Below are 23,060 nucleotides of genomic sequence, written 5' to 3'. Positions count from 1 at the left end.
GGGCCGTTCAGGTTGAGGTTTGGTAAAGACTGCGGTCGCACCACATCCATTTGCCCTTCACCGGCGTCACACGTGCAGGCGGCCCCCTCATACGGCCCCCCTTTCAGGGCATTTGGAGCATTCACGGTGAAAACTGGAATCAAGGCGATCTGTCGCATAACGGCGACTCTCGTCACCGCCGGTTCGGTCATGACCGCCGGCGCGCTCGTCGCACCCGCCGCGCAGGCCGCACCGGCCGCGGCCCCCAAGGTGCCGTCGATCGTCGCCAAGGGCGGCTTCCTGATGGACAGCGCGTCCGGCCGCACGTACTTCTCGAAGGCCGGCGACACCCGGCTCTCCACCGGTTCCACGACGAAGATCATGACCGCTCAGGTGGTGCTCGCCACCAAGGGGCTGAACCTCGACACCAAGGTCACGATCCAGAAGGCGTACAGCGACTACATCGTCCGCAAGGGCGCCTCGTCGGCGCGGCTGATCGTCGGCGACAAGGTGTCCGTGCGCACGCTGCTGTACGGATTGATGCTGCCGTCGGGCTGCGACGCGGCGTACGCGCTGGCCGACAAGTTCGGCTCGGGCTCGACGCGGGACGCGCGGGTGAAGTCGTTCATCGGGAAGATGAACACGACCGCGAAGAACCTGGGGATGAAGAACACCAGGTTCGACTCCTTCGACGGCATCAGCAACGGGTCCAACTACTCGACCCCGCGCGACCTCGCGAAGCTCGCCACGGCGGCACTGAAGAACGGCAGCTTCCGGACGATCGTGAAGACGAAGTCCACCTCGCAGCGGACCACCACCAAGAACGGTGGCTACCGCACCATGCAGTGGACCAACACCAACAAGCTGCTGGGCAGCTACAACGGTGCGATCGGCGTGAAGACGGGTTCCGGCCAGCAGGCGAAGTACTGCCTGGTCTTCGCGGCGACGCGCGGCAAGCGGACGGTCGTCGGCGCGGTGCTGGCCTCCACCAACGAGGCGAACCGGACGGCGGACGCCAAGAAGATCATGGACTACGGCTTCAAGCGGTAGTTCCGGTACGGACACGGGACGGGGCCGACCTTCCGGGGCGGCCCCGGCAGTTCCGGTACGGACACGGGCAGGGGCCGTCCCTCGGGGCGGCCCCTGCGGCGTTCACCCCCGCGCCAGGCTCTCCTTGACCGCCGCGATCAGCGCGAGCGCGCGCGGGTCGGCGGTGACGCCCTTGCGGAGGCCGTTGGTGACGTAACCGAGGGCGATGCCCGACTCCGGGTCGGCGAAGCCGAGCGAACCGCCCCGGCCGGGGTGCCCGAACGAGCCGGGGCCCAGCAGCGGGGAGGCCGACCCGTGCAGCATGAAGCCCAGGCCGAAGCGGGTGTTGACGACCAGCACGCGGTCCGGACCCGCGGATTCCTCGGTACGGGCGAGGGTGAGCGTCGCCGGGGCGAAGAGCCGGGGTCCGTCGTCGACGGGGCCGATCATCGCCGCGTAGCAGCGGGCGAGGGCGCGGGCGGTGGAGATGGCGCCGGAGGCGGGGAGTTCGGCGGCGCGGTAGGCGGGGTCGTTCTCGTCCGGGAGCGGGTCGATGGCCCCGAAGGCACGCCGGGTGAGGGAACGGGGGTCGGCGTACGCCTCGCTGACGGCCCGCTTGGGGCGGAGCCTGAGGCCGGAGGCGGACGGCGGCTCCTCGACGGGCCCGAGCCGGCCGACCCGGTGGGCCTCCTCCCTCGGCAGCCCGATCCAGAAGTCGAGCCCGAGCGGACGGGCGATCTCCTCCGCCACCCAGCGGCCGATGGTGCGCCCGGTGACCCGGCGGACCAGCTCGGCAACGAGGAAGCTGTACGTCTGCGCGTGGTACCCGTGGTCGGTGCCGGGCTCCCACACCGGGGCCTGGGCGGCGACCGCCCGCGCCCCGGACTCGCCGTCGCAGGCCTCGGCGGCGGTCAGCGGCCGGTCCAGCACCGGGAGCCCCGCCCGGTGCGAGAGCAGGTGACGTACGAGGACCCGCTCCTTGCCCGCGGCCTTGAACTCGGGCCAGTACGTGCTCACCGGCGCGTCGAGGTCGATCTGCCCGCGCTGGTGGAGGAGCAGCGGAACGGCCGCGGCTATGCCCTTGCCGGCGGAGCGGACGACCTGGGCGGTGTCGAGGGCCCAGGGGACGCCGCCGTCGACGTCGCGGGTGCCGCCCCAGAGGTCGGCGACCTTGCGGCCGTGGAGGTAGACGGCGACGGCGGCCCCGCGGTCGCCGCGGGTGTGGAAGTTGCGGAGGAAGGCTTCCCTGACGGGCTCGAAGGCGGGGGCGACTGAGCCTTGGACGTCCACGCGAGGGCTCCGCTTCCTGGGTGCTGGGGGACGGGGTCGGGGTGGTGCTGACCACCATGGTGCCGGGTGGGGGACAACCGCCGCGGGCGGGGTGCCCTTGAGCGGCCGCACCGGCTCGTGGGGGCGCATCGGGGGCGCGTGCTGGGGGCGCACGGGGAACGGGCAGGGAGTACGCGAGCGCAAATGTTTTCGGCCCGGCGTGACGTTATGGGACATTGAGTGTCTATTGATCGTGATTGCGAGTGTTGCGTACATACGAGGTGAGGAGGCGGGCATGTCCCGCACCGTTGAGGACCGCCCCCTCGGGGGCTCCGACGCCGAGAGCGCCGCCGCCGGGGCCACGGCCGCCGAGAGCCCGGCCGGACGTCCCGCCGAGGCGCGGCCCCCCGCGGAGGCCCGCCTGCGCGCGAACCTCGTCACCGACGCACCGGTCCCCACCTGCCTGCCGGTCGTCCTGCGGTACGCCCCGGTGGGCGACCGGCGCGATGTGAGCATCGAGCTGCCGGTGCCGGGCCCGCCGGGCGGCACGGGCGGCCGCCCCACCTGGACCTTCCCGCGCGCGCTGCTGGAGGCGGGGCTGCGCGCCCCGGCCGAGCAGGGTGACGTGCGCATCTGGCCGTGCGGGCGGGTGCAGGCGGTGCTGGAGCTGCACGCGGAGCAGGGGGTGCTGCTGGTGCAGTTGGACAGCGCGCCGCTGGTGCGCTTCCTGCGGCAGACGTACGCGTAGGCGTCCGCGCTTGACGCCGTGGGCGGTGTCGCGCGCGGCCTGCGGCGATACGGGCGGGGCCTGGTGGTACCGGACGCGGCCCGCGGCTGTGCGGGCGGGGCCTGCCGCTACCGGACGCGGCCCGCGGTCGTGCGGGCGGGGCCTGCCGGTGAGGTACCCGAAGATCCAGCCGTACGAGTTGCCGCACCCCCCTGGCGCGGAAAGCATGAGGGCATGCGAGTGCCCACAGACGCGACCGCCCAGGAGCCCGGCCTCCCCCACTTGGCCCAGTCCGAGCCGCCCGCCTATCTCCGCTTCCCGCACCTGCACGGCGACACCCTCGCCTTCGTGGCCGAGGACGACCTGTGGGTGGCGCCCCTCGCCCCGGCCGGGCACACGCCGGGACGGGCGTGGCGGCTGACGGTGGACCGCACCCGCGTCGGGCACCCCCGGTTCTCACCGGACGGCCGTCAACTCGCGTACACGACATGGCGCAGCCTGGACCCCGAGGTGCACGTCGTCCCCGTCGCGGGCGGGCCGTCGCGCCGGCTCTCCCACTGGGGTTCGGTGGACGCCCGCGTCTGCGGCTGGACCCCGGACGGCCAGATCCTCGCCGTCTCCTCGCACGGCCAGCCCTTCTCGTACTTCTCGTGGGCGTACACGCTGCCCACCGACGGCAGCCCCGGCCGCCGCCTCCCTTGGGGTCCGGTGTCCGCCATCGCGATCTCCGACACCCTCCCCGGCTGCAACGGCGAACGCCGCACCCTGCTGCTCACCGGGAAGCCGCCGCACGAGCCCGCCGCGTGGAAGCGTTACCGGGGCGGGGCGACGGGCCGCCTGTGGCTGCACGGCGAACGCCTGCTGCCCGAGCTGAACGGCCATCTGGACACGCCGATGTTCGTGGCCGGCCGGATCGCGTTCCTCTCCGACCACGAGGGCATCGGCAACCTCTACTCCTGCCTGCCCGACGGCTCCGACCTGCGCCGTCACACCGACCACGCCGACTTCTACGCCCGGCACGCCTCGTCCGACGGGACGCGGGTGGTCTACCAGTGCGCGGGCGAGCTGTGGCTCGTCGACGACCTGTCGCCGACGGGGGCGCCGCGCCGGCTGGACGTCCGCCTGGGCGGACCGCGCTCCGGGCGCCGCGTCTACCAGGTGCCGGCGGCGGGCCACGTGGGCGGGCTCGCGGTCGACCCCACGGGCCGGGCGAGCGCCGTCTCCGTGCGCGGCAGCCTGTACTGGCTGACCCACCGCGACGGCCCGGCCCGCACGATCGCGGACACTCCGGGGGTACGGGTGCGGCTCCCGGAGATGCTGGGCGCCAGCGGGCAGGTCGCGTTCGTGACCGACGCGGAGGGCGAGGACGCGGTGGAGATCGCGTACCTGCCCCGGGCGGCCGGGGTGCGCGCCGCGCGCCGGCTCGCCGCCGGTCAGTTGGGGCGCGTACACGAGCTGGTGGCGGACCCGGACGGGGCGCGCACGGCGATCGCGTCGCACGACGGGCGGCTCCTGCTCCTCACCGTCACCGAGGGCGAGGAGTCCCTGACCGAGGTGATCCGCTCGGTCAACGGGCCCGTCCGCGACCTGGCCTTCTCGCCCGACGGGGCGTGGCTGACGTGGTCGCACCCGGGGATCGGGCGGTCGCTGCGGCAGATCAAGATGGCGCGCATCCATTCCCCGAGCGCCGCGAAGGACGCGGGGACCGCCCTGATCGTGGACGTCACCAACGGCCGCTTCGAGGACGAGAACCCGGTCTTCACCAGCGACGGCCGCTATCTGGCCTTCCTCTCCTGGCGCGGTTTCGACCCGGTGTACGACGTCCACACGGGCGACCTGTCCTTCCCGCTGGGCTGCCGGCCGTACCTCGTACCGCTCTCCTCGGCGACCCCCTCCCCCTTCGCGCTGTCCCCCGACGGCCGCCCGGCGGCGGGCGGCCTGGACCCGGACGAGGCGTCGGAGGGCGACGGCACGGTGACGGTGGAGGTGGAGGGCCTGGCGAACCGGGTGACGCCCTTCCCGGTGGCGGCCTCCAAGTACTCGTCCCTGTCGGCGGTCGCCGGGGGCGGCCTGGTCTGGCTGCGCTGGCCGATCTCGGGCGCGCTCGGCGAGACGTTCGCGAACCCGGCCGACACCTCGGGCCGCCCCACCCTCGAACACTTCGACCTCGCCAAGGCCCGCAGGACGGAACTCGCCGACGACCTGGAATGGTTCGCCGTCAGCGGCGACGGCAGCCGCCTGGTCGTCGTGGAGGACGGCGAACTGCGCGCGGTCCCCGCCACCGAACGCGGCGACGGCGACTCCACCGTCCACCTGGACCTGCGCCGCATCCTGCACGACGTGGACCCGGCCGCGGAGTGGCGGCAGGCGTACGCGGAGGCGGGCCGCATCGTCGACTCCTACTTCTGGGAGCCGGACATGGGCGGCATCGACTGGCCGGCGATCCTCGACCAGTACCGTCCGCTGGTCGAACGCGTGGCCTCCCCCGACGAGTTCGCCGACCTGCTGCGGGAGGTGCTGGGCGAACTGGGGACCTCGCACGCGTACGTCGCCGGCGCGCGCCGCAACGAAGGACCCCCGCACTACCAGCGGGCGATGGGCCTGCTGGGCGCCAACTTCTACGTCAAGGACGGCAACTGGACCGTCTCCCGGATCCTGCCGGGCGACTCCTCCGACTCCAAGGCGCGGTCGCCGCTGGCGGGTACGGGGATCCGGGTCGGGGCGGTGCTGACGCACGTGGACGGCCGGCCGGTGGACCCGGTGACGGGGCCCTTCCCGCTGCTGTCGGCCGCCGGCGGCACGACGGTCGAGCTGACGTTCGTGCCGGAGGGGCCCGCCGGGGAGGTACGGCCGCGGCGGGTCGCCGTCGTCCCGCTGGTGGACGAACGCCCGCTGCGTTACCAGGACTGGGTGGCCAAGCGCCGGGAGGTGGTCCGCGACCTGAGCGGCGGCAAGTGCGGTTATCTGCACATCCCGGACATGGGGGGCTCGGGCTGGGCCCAGTTCAACCGCGACCTGCGGCTGGAGGTCTCCCGCCCGGCGCTGATCGTCGACGTACGCGGAAACGCCGGCGGGAACATCAGCGAGCTGGTCATCGAGAAGCTGACCCGCCGCATCCTGGGCTGGGACCTGACGCGGGACGCCCAGCCGGTGTCGTACGCGTCCAACGCACCCCGGGGCCCGGTGGTCGCCCTCGCCGACGAGGCGACGGCCTCCGACGGCGACATGATCACGGCCGCCTTCCGGCTGCTGTCGCTGGGGCCGGTGGTGGGTCAGCGGACCTGGGGCGGGGTCGTCGGCATGACCGGCCGTCACCCGCTGGGCGACGGCACGGTGATCACGGTGCCGATGAACGCGGCCTGGTTCGACGCGTACGGGTGGGGGGTGGAGAACCACGGGGTCACCCCGGACATCCCCGCCCTGCGCACCCCGCTGGACTGGGCGGAGGGGCGGTACGCGGTACTGGACGACGCGGTGAAGGTCGCCCTGGACCTGCTCGCGTCGACCCCGGCGGCTGCCCCGCCGGACTACTCCTCGGTCCCGGACAAGCGGCGGCCGAAGCTGCCGCCGAGGGGGTGAGGGGAGGGGTCCGGGCGGGGCGGGGCCGGGGCGGCGAGCGGCGGGGCTCCGGCCGGGGGTCAGGTCCGCACGCCCCGGGTGGACTCGTCCGCGGCGCCTCCCGCGCCGACGAGCCCCTTGCTCACGCCCGCCAGCCTCGGCGCGAACCGCTGCATCTCCCGCCGGCCGGCCGTCCCGATGACCGCGGGCAGGTAGCCCCGCACCGACTGCATCCCCCGCAGCCACCACTGCGCGTACACGTGGTGGCTGCGGCGCTCGATGCCCGCGACGATCCGGTCCACGGCCGGCCCGAGCGGGTACGTGCGGTTGGACGGCCACGGCAGCCGCTGCCGCAGCTCGCGCATCACCTCGTCCTGGTCGGCGCCGCGCACCATGTCGGTGTCGGTCCACGACAGGTAACCGACGCCCACCCGCACCCCGCGGTACCCGACCTCGGCGCGCAGACAGTGCGCGAACGCCTCCACACCCGACTTCGACGCGCAGTACGCGCTCATCATCGGCGCCGGGGTGATCGCCGCCAGCGAGGCGATCTGGAGGAAGTAACCGCGGCTCTCCAGCAGCACCGGGAGGAAGGCGCGAGCGGTGACCGCGCCGCCCACCAGGTTGACCTCGATGACCCGCCGCCACGCCTGCGGGTCGGAGTCGACAAAGGGACCTCCGGAGGCCACGCCCGCGTTGGCGACGACAATGTCGACTTTCCCGAAGCGCTCCTTGACCTCGGCGGCGACCTGCGCCATCGCCTCGTGGTCGGTGACATCCGCGTGCCACCAGTCGCTCTCGGTGTGCAGCCTGCCGGTGACCTCCTTCAGCAGCTCGGGCTCCAGGCCCACCAGCGCCACGTTGGCCCCGCGCGCGGAGAGCTTGCGGGCGAGCAGCTCGCCGACGCCCCGCGCCCCTCCGGTGACGACCGCGACCTGTCCCTCAAGGCTGTACGTCATGCCACTTCCTCCCCAACTCCCACACCAGCACCAGCACTCGCACTCGCACTCGCTACGACATAGCTGTCCATCAGCTCGCGGATCCTCCCGTTCACGACTTCCGGTGCCTCCACGGGCGTCATGTGCCCGACCCCGGTGAGCAGCGTCAGCCCCAGCGACTGCCGCAGCGCCGCCTCGATCTCCCGGGCGTGCACCGGCGGCGTGAGCCGGTCGTCCGCACCGGCGACGACCGCCACCGGCACGCGCAACTCACCGACACCGCGCACCAGGTCGAGCCCGGCCAGCACGTGCGACCACCCGACCCGCGCCTGCCTGGGGCACGCGTGCACGATGCGAGCGCATTGCGAAACCCGCTCCGGTGACGTGCCGCGGCCCATCGTGACGTACTTCAGCACCGCCCGGGAGACGGGCGTGACCGGTCCGAGCGGAGCCGTGGCCCCCAGTACGGCCCGGGTCAGCCGGGTCCGCAGCCGGCCCGCCCGCAGGGGCAGCACCAGCGACTCGGCGGTCAGTCGCGCACTGCCGGTGCTGCACAGGAGCACGGCCGCCGCGTGTTCGGCGACGGCGGGCCGCCCCGCCGCGGCCATGATCGTCATGCCGCCCATGGAGTGACCGGCCAGCACCGCCTTCTCGCCCGGCGCGAGCGTCGCGGTGAGCACGGCCTCCAGGTCGTCGGCGAGCCCCTCCACCGCGTACGCGCCCGAGTCGGGCGAACGGCCGTGCCCCCGCTGGTCGTACGCGACGACCCGGAAGTCGCGCGACAGTTCGCGGATCTGGGCCGCCCAGAAACCGATGGAACATGTCCACCCGTGCGCCAGCACCACCGCCGGCGCGCCTTCCTCGCCGTACACCTCGACATGCAGCCGTGCACCGTCGCGCGAGGTGACGGTCAGCTCCCGCACGTCGAGCCCGAGACCGCGCCCCGGCCCGCGTCCGCGCCCGAACCCGCGTCCGCCCGCGACCCGGCTCACGCGACGGCCCCCTCGACCTCGGCCGGAGCGGGGACCTCGGCCCGCACCACGTCGTACTCCGCGAGGTTGACCTCGCGCGTGGCCCGCCGGAACTCCGAGGTGGTGCCCGGCCAGACGGTCGTGTTGCGGCCGTTGGCGTCCAGGTACCAACTGTCGCAGCCGCCCGTGTTCCACACGGTGCGCTTCATGCGCTCCTGCACCCGGCGGTTCCACGCGCCGACTGCCGAGGGGCGCGCGACGAGGGCGACCCGTCCGCCCAGCGTGTCCAACTGCCGCAGGTAGTCGGCCAGGTAGTTGAGCTGCGCCTCGATCATGAGGATCATCGACGAGTTCCCCAGCCCGGTGTTCGGACCGATGATCGTCATCCAGTTCGGGAAGCCGACGGCGCTCGCACCGCGCAGCGACTCCATGCCGCCCTTCCACGTCTCGGCGAGGGTGATGCCGTCGGCCCCGACGACGCGGTCGGCGATGGGCATGTCGGTGACGTGGAAGCCCGTACCGAAGATGATCGCGTCGACCTCCGCCTCCGTACCGTCGGCGGCGACCACGGTCGACCCGCGCACCTCGCTCAACCCGGACGCGACGACATCCACGTTGGGCTGCGCGAGCGCCGGATAGTACGTGCTCGACAGCAGGATGCGCTTGCAGCCGATGCGGTAGTCGGGCGTCAGCCTGGCGCGCAGCGCGGGGTCCTTGATGGACTTCGCCATGTTGGCCTTGGCGATGGTCTCGATGAAGCCGAGCTCGTCGGGGCGCTTGGTGAAGGCCTGCACCTGGAGCTCGCGGATGCCCCACAGCAACCCGCGCCGGGCCTTGCCGGTCGCCGGCACCGTGCGGTGCAGCCAGCGCTCGGCGCCGCTGATCGCGCGGTCGGCACGCGGCATCACCCACGGCGGTGTGCGCTGGAAGAGGGTGAGTTTGTCGACTTGTGGCTGAATGGCCGGCACGATCTGGATCGCGGACGCACCGGTCCCGATCATCGCGACGCGCTTGCCCGTGAGGTCGTAGTCGTGGTCCCAGCGCGCCGAGTGGAAGACCCTGCCGGGGAAGGTGTCGAGCCCGGGAACGTCCGGCGTCTTCGGGTCCGACAGCGGCCCGGTCGCCGACACGACCACGTCCGCGACGAGCGTCGTGCCGTTCGCCGCCTCGATCTTCCACCAGAGCTTCTCGGCGTCCCAGGTCATCATCGTGACCTCGTGGTTCAGCCGGATGTGCGACCGCAGCCCGAAGGTGTCGGTCACGTGCTCCAGGTACGCCCGGATGTGCTCCTGGCCGGAGAACGTGCGCGGCCACTCGGGGTTGGGCGCGAAGGAGAACGAGTACAGGTGGGACGGTACGTCGCAGGCGCACCCGGGATAGCTGTTGTCGCGCCACGTCCCGCCCACCGCGTCCGCCCGCTCCAGCACGACGAAGTCGGTGACCCCTTCCCTGCGCAGCCGGACCGCGGCCCCCAGGCCCCCGAACCCGGACCCGATCACCGCCACTCGTACATGCTCGTGCTCGAACTCGGCCATGCCCGACGCCTCCCGCACTCAACAACCCAACGACACGTGGTGACACGCTGCAACCATGCCAGCAATCACTGGCATGGTTGGGAGAGTAGAGCAGTGGCGTACTGATCGGTAGGGGTACGACCGAGGAAAGTTACCGGTGGTACGACATAGGCTTCCGGGCGTGGAAGAGGCACCGGAACCCCCCGCCCAGGACGGCATGTCCACCGGCACGCAGGACGCGACGTCCCACCGCGCGCAGGACGCGACGCCCGGCGCCGGCCAGGTCGCGACGCCCGACGCCGGGCAGGACGGCGCACCCGTCGGCACGCGCCCCGCCGAGCCGCGCCGCCCGTACCGCGAGTACCGCATGGAGGAGCTGGCCGACGCGGCCGGCATCCCCGTGCGCACCCTGCGCTTCTACCGCGAGCGCAAGCTCATCGGCCCGCCGCGCCGCGAGGGCCGCATCGCCTGGTACAACGACCACCACCTGGCCCGGCTGCGCACCATCGCCGCCCTGCTGGAGCGCGGCCACACCCTCACCGGCATCGCCGACCTCGCCTCCACCTTCGACAGCGGCCGCGACATGGGCGACCTGCTGGCGCTCGGCACCCCGCCGGAGCCCACCGAGGAGACCCCCGTCCGCCTCACCCCGGAGAACCTCGCCGACTACTTCGAGGGCGAGGTCACCCCCGAAAACCTCGCCTCCGCGATGTCGCTCGGCTACCTCACCGTCGACGGCGACGAGATCGTCCACATCAGCCGCCGCCTGCTGGACGCGTCGGCGGCCCTGGTCCGCGAGGGCGTCCCGCTCTCGGAGGTGATGGCGGCCGGCCTCCAGGTCCGCGAACACGCGGACGTCCTCGCCCGCATCTTCATCTCGCTCGTCACCACCCACCACGCCGACCCGCAGCGCCTGCGCCCGCTGGCCAAGAGCGTGGTCGAGGCCGAACTCTCCATGGCCCTGGACCGCCACCTGCCCCCGACCGGGCCCACCACCGCCGAGCGGCCCCGCCCCTGAGACCGCCCTGTGCGCGTGCAGCGCCGCGCCCCCGCACGCGCACGCATGCACGTACGCCCTACTGCTTCTCCTCGTACGCCACCGTCACCGGCGCGTGGTCACTCCACCGCTCCCCGTGGCTGGCCGCCCGCTCGACCCAGCCCTTGACCGCGCGGTCGGCCAGGCCGGGAGTCGCCACCTGGTAGTCGATCCGCCATCCACTGTCGTTGTCGAAAGCCCGCCCCCGGTACGACCACCAGGAGTACGGCCCCTCCACATCCGGATGCAGTTTCCGCACCACATCCACATACCCGGCCTCCTCGAAGACCCGCCCGAGCCACTCCCGCTCCTCGGGCAGGAACCCGGACGACTTGCGGTTCGCCCGCCAGTTCTTCAGGTCGGCCTCCTGGTGCGCGATGTTCCAGTCACCGCACACCACGACCTCACGCCCGTCCGCCGCCGCACGCGCCTTCAGCGCGACGAGGTAGAGCATGAACTCGTCCATAAATCGATATTTCTCGTCCTGCTTCTCGGTCTCGACCTCACCCGACGGCAGATACAGGCTGGCGACCGTCACACCGGGCAGGTCGATCTCCACGTACCGCCCGCTCGCGTCGAACTCCTCGCTGCCGAACCCGATCTGCACCCGCTCCGGCTGCTGCCGCGAGTACACCGCGACCCCGGCCCGCCCCTTGGCCGTCGCGGGCGCAAGCACCACGTGCCATCCCTCGGGCGCCCGCACCTCCGCCGGCAACTGGTCGGCCTCGGCCCGTACCTCCTGGAGGCACACCACATCGGCGTCGGTCCCCGCAAGCCACGGCACGAAGCCCTTCTTGGCGGCGGCCCGCAGGCCATTCACATTCACGCTGGTCACAGTGAGCATCCAAAAACCCTACCGACCCTGCACGCCCTCCCCGCTCGCTCGTACGCTCGTACCCATGGATTTCCGTCCCGTCGCCTACGACCACCCCGACGCCGTCAAGCTCCAGGCCGACGTCCAACTCGAATACGCCGAGCGCTACGGCGAGGGTGACCTCACCCCGCTCGATCCGGCGATGTTCACTCCCCCGCGGGGCCTGTACCTGATCGCGTACGACGACGAGGGCTTCCCCGTCGCCACCGGCGGCTGGCGCGCCCAGCGCGCGGACGAGGAGAACTACGCCGACGGCGACGCCGAACTCAAGCGCATGTACGTCGTCCCCGCCGCCCGCGGCAAGGCACTAGCCCGCCGGATGCTGGCCCTCCTGGAGGCCGACGCCCGCGCCGCGGGCCGTACCCGCATGGTCCTGGAGACCGGCACCGAACAGCCCGAGGCCGTCGCCCTCTACCTCTCCAGCGGCTACACCCCAGTCCCCCTGGCCGACCGCTTCGGCCTCTACCGCCACACCGACGAAAGCCGCTGCTTCACCAAGCCCCTGCTGTAACCCACCTCACACCGGAACACACACAGCAACTCGCACAGCAAAGGGAGCCGGCGCTCACCCGGCTCCCGAAGACCGCTTCCCGATGCCGCGATGATCGTTCCCCACCCGTGAGCTCTGCCGGGCCGGGGAACGACCCTGGTCTGCCCGCTACAAGTGCTTGATCTTCTCGAAGGGACAGCCGCCGGCGACGACAACTACCAGCCCGTACGCCGCGAGGCTGTTGGCCCGCCGGCACAGCTCCGGATCGGACGCCACTCCGGCCGGCACCTCATAACCGACGGAGGGACTGAGTTGTCCGAGCAACAAGCCGCCGCCCAGCCAGGAATCGACCCTGCGGGCCACCGCACGGCGGGCCCCATGTTCGCCGCCTTTCATGGCGCTCTGGCCCCGCACCCGTGGCGCGACCCGGAGTCCGAGCACGACGCGTACCAGCTCTTTCACCAGCGGTCCGCTGCCATGGGGTGGCTCGACGACCGATCCAGCGCCGCTGGAGACGAGCGGGCGGCCAAAGCGCCGGGCCTGTGGGCCATGAACAACGCCACCTATAACAACCACCCTGCCGATACCGAGCCCTTCGCCTGGTTCCAGGTCGAGTGCAGTACGCCGGCGAGTGACCGCCCGCTTCCCGTGCAGCCGTTCCTGCGCTGCGCCGAGGACACCCTTGCGCGCATCGGCACGGCACACCTGTCCGCGGTGCAGATCCTTCTGCCCCTCCAAGGACTCGCCCCCGCCTCCCGCCCGCGCAACGCACTCATCCCCTCCATGGGGACCTGCGACTGGTTCGCCGAGCGCGACCCGCAGGCCGTGACTCCCGTGATGATCAGCATCAACAGCGGGCGCGACACTGCGATCCCCGCCGTCGCTCGACAACTCACCAGCCGCCTCGGCCGCCTGGAGCAGAAAGTGTTCCTCCCAAGCGGATCGGAAAGCGCCGGCAAGGACGTCACCCTGCCCCCACCGTTCGCCGACGAATTCCGGAACGGGCCGCCCCTGCACGGCCTGACCCTGCGAGGCGAGCTCGCCGAATGGTCCTGCGACGCGGTCGGCTGGCTGGCCGCGACCATCGCCGACTCCGCTGCCCAGCTCGGTGTACGTACGCCACTGCTGCTCTCTGTCGTACGAGATCGCAGGACAGGTACGTGACTGCCCACCCAGCCGAGCCGGGCTTCCCCGAGCGGCATCCGCGTCGTACCGAGCCTGGAAAACACGAAATCCCGCCCAGTTAATTCAACTGGACGGGATTTCGTGAACCGATCCCGAGTTGACTCGCGAACGGTTCGTTGTGTGGACCTGTGGGGATTTGAACCCCAGACCCCCTCGATGCGAACGAGGTGCGCTACCAGACTGCGCCACAGGCCCTTGCAACGAGATGAACTCTAGCACCTCTTCCGGGGTGCTCGGTAATCCGTTCCTTCCACCCCCTCAGGCCCCCCACCTGCGGCGGGTCACTCATTGGCCGCGCGTGGGCGGTCGTCCTCGTCGTACTGGTCGAAGAGCGGGGTACGGCCCCGGTCGCGGGAACGGCGGCCGGCCGGGGGGCGGCGGGCGCCCGGCGTGGGCAGGTCGTCCGTGGCGGGCTCGGCGGGGGCCGCCGGGTCGGCGGTGCTGGAGCGGGCGGAGCTCCAGGTGCCCGGGGCGCCCAGGTCGAGTTCGCCGGTGGCGCGGGGGGCGACGGGAGCGGTGACGTACGTCGGCAGGGGGACCGGGACGGGCTCCCAGCTCTCGCCACGGGCCGCGCCGCGCTCGCGTTCGCGCTGCTGGTCGACCCACTCGGCGTGGTCCGTCTGCTCGACCAGGGCGCGCCGTCCGGCCTCCTGGGGGGAGACCACGGGGGCGGGCTCGGGCTCCGGGCGGTCGTCGTCCTGCTCACCGTGGGACTGCGAGGCGTGGGAGTGCGGCTGGTGGCCCTGATGGGCGGGGTGGCCCTGGTTCGCGTGGGGTCCCTGGTGTGCGTGGTGGCGCTGCGGGTGGTCCGGCGACGGGGCCGGCACCGGGCGGCGGACCTGCTGGGTGCGCTGCTCGCGCAGGCGCTGCGCGGCGAGTTCCGCGCGGCGGCGGTCCATGGTGAAGGCGAACCGGCGCTTCTCCTGGTTGCGCAGATGCACGATGTACGTACTGAGGAGCACGGCCGGGATCCCGGGGGCCCACAGGTAGCGCAGTCCGCCGACGGCGGCGACGATCGCGCCGAACGTGAAGGCGGCGAAGAGCAGCACCGTGGTGCGCCGGCGGCGGGCCAGGACCTTGGACCGGCGGGCGCGCTCGACCGCCGCCGGCGAGGGCTTGGCGGGGCGGGGCCGCTTCCGCTCGCGCACCGGCTGCGACTCGCCCGGAGCGGCGGCCTCCTCGCGCTCGGCCCCCTGCTGCGCCGTGCGTCCGGCCCCGGAGGCGGCCTTGCGCTCGGCCCTGGAGGAGGGCGCGGCGAAGGCGCGGACGTCGACCGAGTCGGTCACCGGGTCCGCGTCGGACGGGGCGTCGGGGTCGCTGGGCTCCGTGCCTTCGGTGCCTTCCGCGCCGTCGGCGCGCTGCTGGAGCTCCTTGGCGTACCGGCGCTCCATGGCCGCGCGTCCCGACAGCAGTCGGATGGCGGTGCTGAAGCGTTCCGTCGGACGAGCCTCGTTGAGTTCGTCCTGCCTGCGGAGCCACATCGGCACCAAGTAGGCGGCCCAGGCCCCGACGATGACTGCGTAGATCAGGCCGCTGCTGCTCACACCCCACACCGTAGAGGGGCCCGGAGGGGGGCATCCGCCAATTGGGCCGGTGTGTCGGGCGTATCTGTCTGATATTCCGAACTTTTTTGACGCGAGAGCCGGTAGCCTCGGTCAAATTCGAGCACTTGTTTTATTTTTGCGAGGCGGAGCGGCGCCGCCAGCGCCCCAGGACGCCCTCGGGGACCTCTTCCGAGGTCAGGGCGAAGACGAGGTGGTCGCGCCAGGCGCCGTCGATGTGCAGATAGCGCGGGCGCAGGCCCTCCTCGCGGAAACCGAGTTTTTCCACCACGCGACGGCTGGGCCCGTTCTCCGGGCGAATGCACACCTCCATGCGGTGCAGCCCGACGGTGCGGAAACAGTGGTCGACCACGAGCGCGACGGCGGTCGGCATCACGCCGCGCCCGGCGACGTCACGGTCGACCCAGTAGCCGACGTGCGCCGAGCACATCGAGCCCCAGGTGATCCCGGCGACCGTCAGCTGCCCGACCAGCTCGCCCCGGTACTCGATGACGAACGGCAGCATCCGGCCCGCGTTCGCCTCCGCCCGCAGGTGGCGCACCATTTGGCGGTACGTCGGGCGGTGGGCGACCGGGCCGGTGGGCGCGGGCGGCGGGATGGTCGCCTCCCAGGGGCGCAGCCAGTCCCGGTTGCGGCGGTTGACCTCGCGCCAGGCCCGCTGGTCGCGCAGCTTTATCGGGCGCAGGACCACGTCCCCGTCCCTGAGCTCCACGGGCCAGGCGGCGGTGTTCAGTTCGTCCCCCCGGAAGTACCGGTGGGCCCGGGGTGGTCGCCGCCGCGGAGCTGGTCGACGGCGTGCAGCAGGATGCGGTCGAGGACCGCGAGGCCGTCGCGGACGCCGCCGGTGGAACCGGGCAGGTTGACGATCAGGGTGGTGCCGCCCGCGACGCCGGCCAGCCCCCGGGAGAGGGACGCGGTGGGCACGTGCGGGCGGCCCTCGGCACGGATGGCCTCGGGGATGCCGGGGATCTCGTAGTCGATGACCCGGCGGGTGGCGTCGGGGGTGCGGTCGGTGGGCGAGATGCCGGTGCCGCCGGTCGTCACGATGACGTCGTACGCGAAGAGCACGCCGTCGCGCAGGGCCGCTTCGACGGGGTCGCCGTCGGGGACGACCTCGGGTCCGGTGACGGTGAACCCCATCCGGGTCAGGCCTTCGGCTACCAACGGGCCGCCCCTGTCCGCGTACACCCCGGCGGAGGCGCGGTTGGAGGCGGTGACGACGAGCGCGCGGTAGGGGCGGGTGCCGGGACCCGCGTGCAGGGGCTCGCCGGGGACCTGGGACTCGTAGCCGGGCTCGGAGACCGGGCCGGGTACGGCGTCGGGGCGGGCGTGCGCCTCGGAGTGGCGGTCGGCCTCGGTGTCGGCGGGGGTGTCGGGGGCGAGGGCGGACGCCGGGTGCCGGGTGCTCATGCGCGGGTCCAGTCGCCGGACTTGCCGCCGGTCTTCTCCTCGACCCGCACGTCGGTGATGACCGCGCCCTTGTCGACGGCCTTCACCATGTCGACCACGGTCAGGGCCGCGACGGTGACCGCGGTGAGGGCCTCCATCTCGACGCCCGTACGGTCCGTGGTCTTCACGGTGGCCAGGATCTCCACGGCGTCGTCGGCGACGGTCAGCTCGACCGTGACGCCGGAGACGGCGAGCGGGTGGCAGAGCGGGATCAGGTCGGGGGTGCGCTTGGCTCCCATGATCCCGGCGATGCGGGCGGTGGCGAGGGCGTCGCCCTTGGGGACGCCCTCGCCGCGGAGGAGTTCGATCACGCGCGGGGCCACCCGCACCCGGCCACTGGCGCGGGCGGTGCGGTGAGTGACGTTCTTCTCGGAGACGTCCACCATCCGGGCCGCGCCGGCCTCGTCGATGTGCGTCAGGCTGCTGTGCGTACTCATGTATCCGCCTCGCGATCAGGCGCCGGTCCGTCGCGGCCCGGCAGTCGTTGCCTTCGGCCGTTGCCTCGGCGCAGCGGCAGACACCGTACCGCCACGGGCACGTCAGCGCGTGAGCAGGACCACGTCCACCTCGCTTCCGGGGGCCAGTGCCGTGGTGTCCTCGGGGACGACGAGCAGGCAGTCCGCGTGGGCGAGGGCGGCCACCAGGTGGGAGCCGGCGCCGCCCACAGGGGTGACCGTGCCCGTGTCGGCGTCGTGCGTACCGCGCAGGAACTGGCGCTTGCCGGACGGGGAGGCGAGCTCCCTGTCCGCCTTCAGCGTGGCGCGGACCACCGGCCGGTGGACGTCCGGGAGGGCCATCAGGGCGCGGATCGCCGGCCGTACGAACAGTTCGAAGGAGACGTACGACGAGACCGGATTGCCGGGGAGGGCCAGCAGCGGGGTGTGGTCGGGGCCGATGGAGCCGAAGCCCTGGGGCTTGCCCGGCTGCATGGCGAGCTTGCGGAAGTCGACGCCGCTGCCGGGTTCGTCCTCGTCGCCGGTGTGCGCGAGGGCTTCCTTGACGACGTCGTACGCGCCGACGCTGACGCCTCCGGTGGTGACCATCAGGTCGGCGCGGACCAGTTGGTCCTCGATGGTGTCGCGCAGGTGCTCGGCGTCGTCGGTGACGGCGCCGACCCGGTAGGCGATGGCTCCGGCGTCGCGGGCGGCGGCGGCCAGCGCGAAGCTGTTGGAGTCGTGGATCTGGCCCGCGGACAGCTCCTCGCCGGGCTGGACCAGTTCGGAACCGGTGGACAGGACGACCACGCGCGGGCGCGGGCGCACGAGCACGGTGGCCCGGCCGATCGCGGCGAGCAGCCCGATCTGGGGCGGGCCCAGCACCGTACCGGCTGCGAGGGCGGTGTCTCCGGCCCTGACGTCGCTGCCGGCCGCGCGGACGTGCGCACGGGCCGTGGCGGGGCGGTGCACGCGCACCTCCCCGGCGGAGTCGCCGGGGTTGGCGCCGGCGGAGCGGAAGGCGGTGGCGGGGCCGCCGCCGCTGCCGCCGTCGGTCCACTCGACCGGGACGACGGCCTCGGCGCCCGGGGGCAGCGGGGCGCCGGTCATGATGCGGGCGGCCTCGCCGGGGCCGACGGTCGGCCCGGCACCACCGGAGCCCGCCGCCACGTCGCCGATCACGGTGAGCACGGCGGGGAACTCCGTGCTCGCGTCCGCGACGTCGGCCACCCGGACCGCGTAACCGTCCATCGAGCTGTTGTCGAAGGGCGGCAGCGAGACGGGGACGGTGACGTCCTCGACGAGGACACAGCCCTGGGCGTCGAGGAGTTGCAGCTCGATGGGCTCCAACGGGTGGATCGCGCCCAGGATGTCGTCGAGGTGCTCGTCCACCGACCAGACGCGGTCGGGGCCGCCCCCGTCGCCGACGGTGGCGGGCGGTGCTTCGGTGGTGCTCACGTGCTACATCTCCTCGGTGACGTAACTGCGCAGCCAGGTCTGGAAGTCCGGGCCCAGGTCCTCACGTTCGCACGCGAGTCTGACAATCGCCCGAAGATAGTCTCCGCGGTCCCCGGTGTCATAGCGCCGGCCCTTGAAGACCACACCGTGGACAGGCCCGCCGGCCTTCTCGTCGGCCGCCAGTTTCTGGAGGGCATCGGTGAGCTGGATCTCGCCGCCGCGGCCGGGCTCGGTCTCGCGCAGTATCCCGAAGACCGCCGGGTCCAGGACGTACCGGCCGATGATCGCCAGGTTGCTGGGCGCGTCGGCGGGCTCCGGCTTCTCGACCAGGCCGGTCACCTTGACGACGTCGCCGTCGGCGGTGGGCTCGGCGGCGGCGCAGCCGTAGAGGTGGATCTGCCCGGGGTCGACCTCCATCAGGGCGATGACGCTGCCGCCGTGCTGCTCCCGGATCTCCACCATGCGCGCGAGCAGGGGGTCGCGGGGGTCGATCAGGTCGTCGCCGAGGAGGACGGCGAAGGGCTCATCGCCGACGTGCGGGGCGGCGCACAGGACGGCGTGGCCGAGGCCCTTGGGGTCGCCCTGGCGGACGTAGTGCATGGTCGCGAGGTCGCTGGACTCCTGGACCCTGGCCAGGCGGCCCGCGTCGCCCTTCTTGGTGAGGGCGGACTCCAGTTCGTAGTTGCGGTCGAAGTGGTCCTCGAGCGGGCGCTTGTTGCGGCCGGTGACCATCAGGACGTCGGAGAGGCCGGCCGCCGCGGCCTCCTCCACGACGTACTGGATGGCGGGTTTGTCGACAACCGGGAGCATCTCCTTGGGCGTCGCCTTGGTGGCGGGCAGGAAGCGGGTGCCGAGTCCCGCTGCCGGGATGACAGCCTTACTGATCCTGGGATGAGCCTGAGTCATGCGCGGAACGATATCGGGTGACCCTTCACGGAAGGTCGGCTTCCGGCCTTTTGTTACGGTACGAGCGAATTGCGAGGGTGAAGTGGCCGTAGGCGCTGAGGAGATGCCGGACCGGGCCGCACAGAAGCAGGCGCTGCGGCGTGAACTCCTGGAGCGCAGGAAGCTGTTGTCCCCGGAGGACGCGGCGGCGGCCGCCGCGGTTCTCGCCCGGCGGGCGCTGGAGCTGCCGGAGCTGGTGGGCGCGGGGACGGTCGCCGCGTACGTCTCGGTCGGCCGCGAGCCGGGCACCCGTGCGCTGCTGGACGCGCTGCACGCGCGCGGGGTGCGCGTACTGCTGCCGGTGCTGCTGCCCGACAACGACCTGGACTGGGGGGCGTACGAGGGCGCGCAGGGGCTCGTACGGGCCGGGCGCGGGCTCCTGGAGCCCGCGGGGCGCCGGCTGGGCGTGGACGCCGTGCGGGAGGCGGACGCGGTGCTGCTGCCGGGGCTGGCGGTGGACGCGCGGGGGATGCGGATGGGGCGCGGCGGCGGGTCGTACGACAGGGTGCTGGCGCGGCTGGCGGGGAGCGCCGCGCACCGGGTGGTGCTGCTGTACGCGAACGAGGTGGTCGCGCGGGTTCCGGTGGAACCCCACGACCACCCCGTGCACGCGGTGGTGACGCCGGACGGCGTCCGGCGCTTCGGGCCGGGCGCGCGCGGTGGGCCTTGTGGACCCGGTGCGCCTGATGCCTCCGGTGGGAGGCCCGTCAGCCCGCCGGGCCCGGCTTGAGCACCAGGGTCTCGGCAGTCGACTTGTCGACGGCCGCCTTGCTGAAGGACCAGTCGAGCAGTTCGCCCTTGGCCCACTTCTCCGTCTGGTCGCTGTAATTACTGTGGTAGGCGTGCCCGGAGGCGCCGGTCAGGTTGATCCAGCGGGACTTGTCGAGGTCGCTGAGGTTGACGACCATGCGCATGGACGGCACCCAGACGACCTCGTAGCCGCCGGCCGCGTTCCAGCCGGTGGCGTTGACGGCCGCCTCGCCGCCGCCCAGGTTCCAGGGGCCGCGGTTGAGCAGGTGCTGGATGAAGCCCGGGCCCTCGGTGCCCAGCGTCTGGTTCTTCAGCGTGAGCTGGTGCAGACGGCCCCAGTTCCAGGTGTTGATGTTCTTGCCGAGCTTGGCGGTCAGCTCCCAGCGGGCGTCCTCCATGGCCCGCGCGAACAGTTCGTCGCGGGTCGTGGTGGCCTTGTCGGTCCGCGAGGCCGGCGAGGACCACCAGTCGCTCTTCTCGTCCTTCACCAGGTTGCGCACGACCTCGAACCAGCGGTCGCCGCCGTCGGGCTGCGCGGCGTCCGCGTCGCGCTCGCCGCACTCGCGGGTGGGCTTGGCCAGGTCGTCGACGGGGCCGTCGGCGGAGCGCACGTACAGGCACTGACCCTCGACGCGCAGTTCCTTGGGCATCTTGTTGCCGAAGGCCAGCTTGAGGATGTTGCGCCAGACGCCGTTGAAGTAGGCGGCGGCCGCCGAGTCGGACTCCTGGGTGTAGTCCCAGCCCTCCAGCAGCTTCTGCGCCTCACGGATCTGCGGGTCGTCGATGTCGATCTTCAGCAGGTAGGGCGTGAGCAGCTTGGCGATCTCGCTGCTGTTGTCCATCTGCATGGTGCGCATGTCGTCCGTGCTGATCTTGCCGCCGTCCTTGGTCTTGGACTCGATCAGATCGTTGATGCGCTGCGAACGGGCGCCGTAACCCCAGTCCTCGGTGAGCTTGAGGTCCGGGTACTTGCGGGAGTCGACGACGGCCTGGTTGGCGGTGACGATGTAGCCGCGCTTGGGGTTGTACTCGTACGGCATCCGGCTCTGGGGGATGAAGCCCTTCCAGTCGTTCCTGGAGTCCCAGCCGGCGACCGGCATGCGGCCGTCGTGGCCGTTCTGGCGGAGCGGGATGGTGCCCGGGGCCTGGTAGCCGATGTTGCCGGCGGTGTCGGCGTAGATGAGGTTCTGCGAGGGCACCTCGAAGTGCGCCGCCGCTCCGCGGAACTCCTTGAAGTTCTTGGCGCGGTTCATCTCGAAGACTGCGTCCATGGACCTGCCCGGCTGCAGGGCGGTCCACTTCAGGGCGACCGCGTACCCGTTGCCGCGGTCGGGGGCGGCGTTGGACACGGGGGCCTTCTGGCCGACCGACTCCATTTCGGCGTTGCGGTCGGAGACCAGCGGGCCGTTGTCGGTGGAGCGAACGGTGATCTTCTTGCTGCCGCCGCCCGCGACCTTGATGGTCTCGACGCGGGTCTTGAAGCTCTTTTCCTTGTTGTCGTAGAGATACGTGTTGTTGGGGCCGACCTTCTCCAGGTAGAGGTCCGAGACGTCGGCGCCCAGGTTGGTCATGCCCCAGGCGATGTCCTGGTTGTGGCCGATGACCACGCCGGGCATGCCGGAGAAGGTGTAGCCGGCGGTGTCGTACTGGCACTGCGCGGAGATCTCGCGGCAGTGCAGGCCCATCTGGTACCAGAGGGACGGCATCTGGGGGGCCAGGTGCGGGTCGTTGGCCAGCAGCGGCTTGCCGGTGGTGGTCTTCGAGCCGGCGACCACCCAGGAGTTCGATCCGATGCCGTTGCCGTTGGGGCCGAGCAGCGCCGGGATCTTGTCGAGGTTGGCGGAGATGCGGGAGAGCTGGGCCTGGAGGCCCTGGGCGGAGCCGACGCCGTTGTTGCCGCCCGTACCGATGCCGGAGCCGGGGTTGCCGGTGTTACCGGGAGTGCCGGTGTTTCCGGGGATGCCGGTGTTGGAGGAGCCGCTCTTGGCGAGGTTCTCCTCGACGATCGGCTTGTGCCGGTCGAAGGGATACTTCGGGTACAGCTCGTCGATCTGCTTCTTGTCCAGGCGGCTCGTCATCAGCGAACGGTCGATCTCGTCCTGCATGTTGCCGCGCAGGTCCCAGGCCATCGCCTTGAGCCAGGCCACCGAGTCGACCGGGGTCCACTCCTCGATGGTGTAGTCCGTGGTGAAGCCGAGGGCCGCGTACTCGACGGAGATGTCCTTGCTGGAACGTCCCCTCAGGTACTCGTTGACGCCCGCCGCGTACGCCTGGAGGTACTTCTTCGTCTCCGGCGACAGCTTCTTGTCGTACTCCTGCTGCGCGACCTGGCGCCAGCCGAGGGTGCGCAGGAAGGCGTCCGTCTCGACCTGCCCCGAGCCGAACATCTCCGAGAGGCGGCCCGACGTCATGTGCCGGCGGACGTCCATCTCCCAGAAGCGGTCCTGTGCCTGGACGTACCCCTGGGCGCGGAAGAGGTCGGCGTCCGTGGAGGCGTAGATCTGCGGAATGCCGTGGGCGTCGCGCTTGACGTCCACGGGCTTCGTCAGCCCGTCGAGCGTCAGCTCACCACTGGCCTGGGGGAAGGAGGCACGTACGGTGCTGACGCTCCAGTACGTGCCGTAGCCGACGCCCGCGACGATCGCCAGCACCAGCACGATGACGAGCAGGCGGGCGCGCCCCCTCTTCTTTTTCTTGCCTGCGGGAGCAGCGGAAGGGGCGGTGGAGGTGGCGGGCATCGCTGTCCTTAGAGGGGCAGGGTGGTCCTGGAGTGCTGGAGCAACCATAGGCGCAGCCCCGTGCCGCTCCCGACTCGGTCTCCGGAAGCCCTCTTTGCGGCAGTTGGGGAAACGCGTTAAGAGAGCGTCAAAGATTAGGTAAGGTAATGAAACT

General features: G+C 72.0%; 19 protein-coding genes and 1 tRNA gene. 7 read left to right on the top strand and 13 right to left on the bottom strand.

Annotated features, from left to right (window positions below):
• Positions 1-126: 126 nt before the first annotated feature.
• Positions 127-1,029 carry a D-alanyl-D-alanine carboxypeptidase family protein gene (locus tag ACZ56L_RS08705; protein WP_345222061.1) on the top strand — a complete coding sequence of 301 codons (903 nt, stop codon included), beginning with the start codon at positions 127-129 and terminating at the stop codon, positions 1,027-1,029.
• 102 nt (positions 1,030-1,131) lie between these two features.
• Here the strand turns inward: ACZ56L_RS08705 and ACZ56L_RS08700 are convergent, their stop codons facing one another.
• Positions 1,132-2,298 carry a serine hydrolase domain-containing protein gene (locus ACZ56L_RS08700; RefSeq protein WP_345222059.1) on the bottom strand — a complete coding sequence of 389 codons (1,167 nt, stop codon included), beginning with the start codon at positions 2,296-2,298 and terminating at the stop codon, positions 1,132-1,134.
• A 274-nt stretch (positions 2,299-2,572) separates the two neighbouring features.
• Between ACZ56L_RS08700 and ACZ56L_RS08695 the strand changes: the two genes are divergently transcribed.
• On the top strand, positions 2,573-3,025 hold the full coding sequence (locus tag ACZ56L_RS08695) for an SsgA family sporulation/cell division regulator (RefSeq protein WP_468687520.1): 453 nt from the start codon (positions 2,573-2,575) through the stop codon (positions 3,023-3,025).
• A 213-nt stretch (positions 3,026-3,238) separates the two neighbouring features.
• Positions 3,239-6,583, top strand: coding sequence for a S41 family peptidase (locus ACZ56L_RS08690; RefSeq protein ID WP_471062656.1), 3,345 nt, complete (start codon positions 3,239-3,241; stop codon positions 6,581-6,583).
• Between the two features lie 59 nt (positions 6,584-6,642).
• On the opposite strand, the gene ACZ56L_RS08685 is transcribed toward ACZ56L_RS08690, so the two are convergent.
• The 3 genes from ACZ56L_RS08685 to ACZ56L_RS08675 form a co-directional block, all read right to left on the bottom strand.
• A complete protein-coding gene (locus ACZ56L_RS08685) occupies positions 6,643-7,521 on the bottom strand; it encodes an SDR family oxidoreductase (protein WP_401754162.1) in 879 nt (292 codons plus the stop codon).
• The gene (locus tag ACZ56L_RS08680; protein ID WP_471062832.1) at positions 7,518-8,423 is read right to left on the bottom strand and encodes an alpha/beta fold hydrolase; all 906 of its coding nucleotides are present in this window, start codon (positions 8,421-8,423) and stop codon (positions 7,518-7,520) included. The genes ACZ56L_RS08685 and ACZ56L_RS08680 overlap by 4 nt, the downstream gene beginning before the upstream one ends.
• Positions 8,424-8,488: 65 nt before the next feature.
• Positions 8,489-10,006, bottom strand: a complete 1,518-nt coding sequence (locus tag ACZ56L_RS08675) for a flavin-containing monooxygenase (protein WP_471062654.1) — start codon at positions 10,004-10,006, stop codon at positions 8,489-8,491.
• 346 nt (positions 10,007-10,352) lie between these two features.
• On the opposite strand from ACZ56L_RS08675, the gene ACZ56L_RS08670 reads away from it, so the two are divergent.
• Entirely contained in the window at positions 10,353-11,003 is a 651-nt protein-coding gene (locus tag ACZ56L_RS08670) for a MerR family transcriptional regulator (RefSeq protein WP_401755598.1), read from the top strand.
• Between the two features lie 58 nt (positions 11,004-11,061).
• On the opposite strand, the gene ACZ56L_RS08665 is transcribed toward ACZ56L_RS08670, so the two are convergent.
• The gene (locus ACZ56L_RS08665) at positions 11,062-11,865 is read right to left on the bottom strand and encodes an exodeoxyribonuclease III (RefSeq protein WP_471062652.1); all 804 of its coding nucleotides are present in this window, start codon (positions 11,863-11,865) and stop codon (positions 11,062-11,064) included.
• Positions 11,866-11,920: 55 nt separating this feature from the next.
• On the opposite strand from ACZ56L_RS08665, the gene ACZ56L_RS08660 reads away from it, so the two are divergent.
• Both ACZ56L_RS08660 and ACZ56L_RS08655 read left to right on the top strand, forming a co-directional pair.
• Positions 11,921-12,406: a GNAT family N-acetyltransferase gene (locus ACZ56L_RS08660; RefSeq protein ID WP_345222045.1), complete on the top strand. Its 486-nt coding sequence runs from the start codon at positions 11,921-11,923 to the stop codon at positions 12,404-12,406.
• Positions 12,407-12,763: 357 nt separating this feature from the next.
• Positions 12,764-13,549, top strand: a complete 786-nt coding sequence (locus tag ACZ56L_RS08655) for a hypothetical protein (RefSeq protein ID WP_471062650.1) — start codon at positions 12,764-12,766, stop codon at positions 13,547-13,549.
• Positions 13,550-13,691: 142 nt separating this feature from the next.
• On the opposite strand, the gene ACZ56L_RS08650 is transcribed toward ACZ56L_RS08655, so the two are convergent.
• The 7 genes from ACZ56L_RS08650 to galU form a co-directional block, all read right to left on the bottom strand.
• Positions 13,692-13,765 (bottom strand) — tRNA-Ala (locus ACZ56L_RS08650).
• An 86-nt stretch (positions 13,766-13,851) separates the two neighbouring features.
• On the bottom strand, positions 13,852-15,114 hold the full coding sequence (sepX, locus tag ACZ56L_RS08645; RefSeq protein WP_345222041.1) for a divisome protein SepX/GlpR: 1,263 nt from the start codon (positions 15,112-15,114) through the stop codon (positions 13,852-13,854).
• Between the two features lie 130 nt (positions 15,115-15,244).
• The gene (locus tag ACZ56L_RS08640) at positions 15,245-15,844 is read right to left on the bottom strand and encodes a GNAT family N-acetyltransferase (protein ID WP_345222039.1); all 600 of its coding nucleotides are present in this window, start codon (positions 15,842-15,844) and stop codon (positions 15,245-15,247) included.
• A 17-nt stretch (positions 15,845-15,861) separates the two neighbouring features.
• A complete protein-coding gene (locus ACZ56L_RS08635) occupies positions 15,862-16,542 on the bottom strand; it encodes a MogA/MoaB family molybdenum cofactor biosynthesis protein (RefSeq protein WP_380836786.1) in 681 nt (226 codons plus the stop codon).
• Positions 16,539-17,018 carry a cyclic pyranopterin monophosphate synthase MoaC gene (gene moaC / locus ACZ56L_RS08630; protein ID WP_345222036.1) on the bottom strand — a complete coding sequence of 160 codons (480 nt, stop codon included), beginning with the start codon at positions 17,016-17,018 and terminating at the stop codon, positions 16,539-16,541. Before moaC ends, ACZ56L_RS08635 begins: the two co-directional genes overlap by 4 nt.
• Positions 17,019-17,120: 102 nt before the next feature.
• Entirely contained in the window at positions 17,121-18,473 is a 1,353-nt protein-coding gene (glp, locus tag ACZ56L_RS08625) for a molybdotransferase-like divisome protein Glp (RefSeq protein WP_471062647.1), read from the bottom strand.
• A gap of 3 nt (positions 18,474-18,476) precedes the next feature.
• Positions 18,477-19,379, bottom strand: coding sequence for a UTP--glucose-1-phosphate uridylyltransferase GalU (gene galU / locus ACZ56L_RS08620; RefSeq protein ID WP_345222031.1), 903 nt, complete (start codon positions 19,377-19,379; stop codon positions 18,477-18,479).
• Positions 19,380-19,482: 103 nt separating this feature from the next.
• On the opposite strand from galU, the gene ACZ56L_RS08615 reads away from it, so the two are divergent.
• Complete coding sequence (locus ACZ56L_RS08615; RefSeq protein WP_471062830.1) at positions 19,483-20,148, top strand: 5-formyltetrahydrofolate cyclo-ligase; 666 nt, start codon at positions 19,483-19,485, stop codon at positions 20,146-20,148.
• On the opposite strand, the gene ACZ56L_RS08610 is transcribed toward ACZ56L_RS08615, so the two are convergent.
• Positions 20,126-22,906, bottom strand: coding sequence for a penicillin acylase family protein (locus ACZ56L_RS08610; protein WP_471062645.1), 2,781 nt, complete (start codon positions 22,904-22,906; stop codon positions 20,126-20,128). The two genes, ACZ56L_RS08615 and ACZ56L_RS08610, sit on opposite strands and share 23 nt — an antisense overlap.
• Between the last annotated feature and the right edge of the window lie 154 nt (positions 22,907-23,060).

Source organism: Streptomyces sp. NPDC039736 (assembly GCF_055596485.1).
This window is presented reverse-complemented; position numbering and strand designations above follow the sequence as displayed.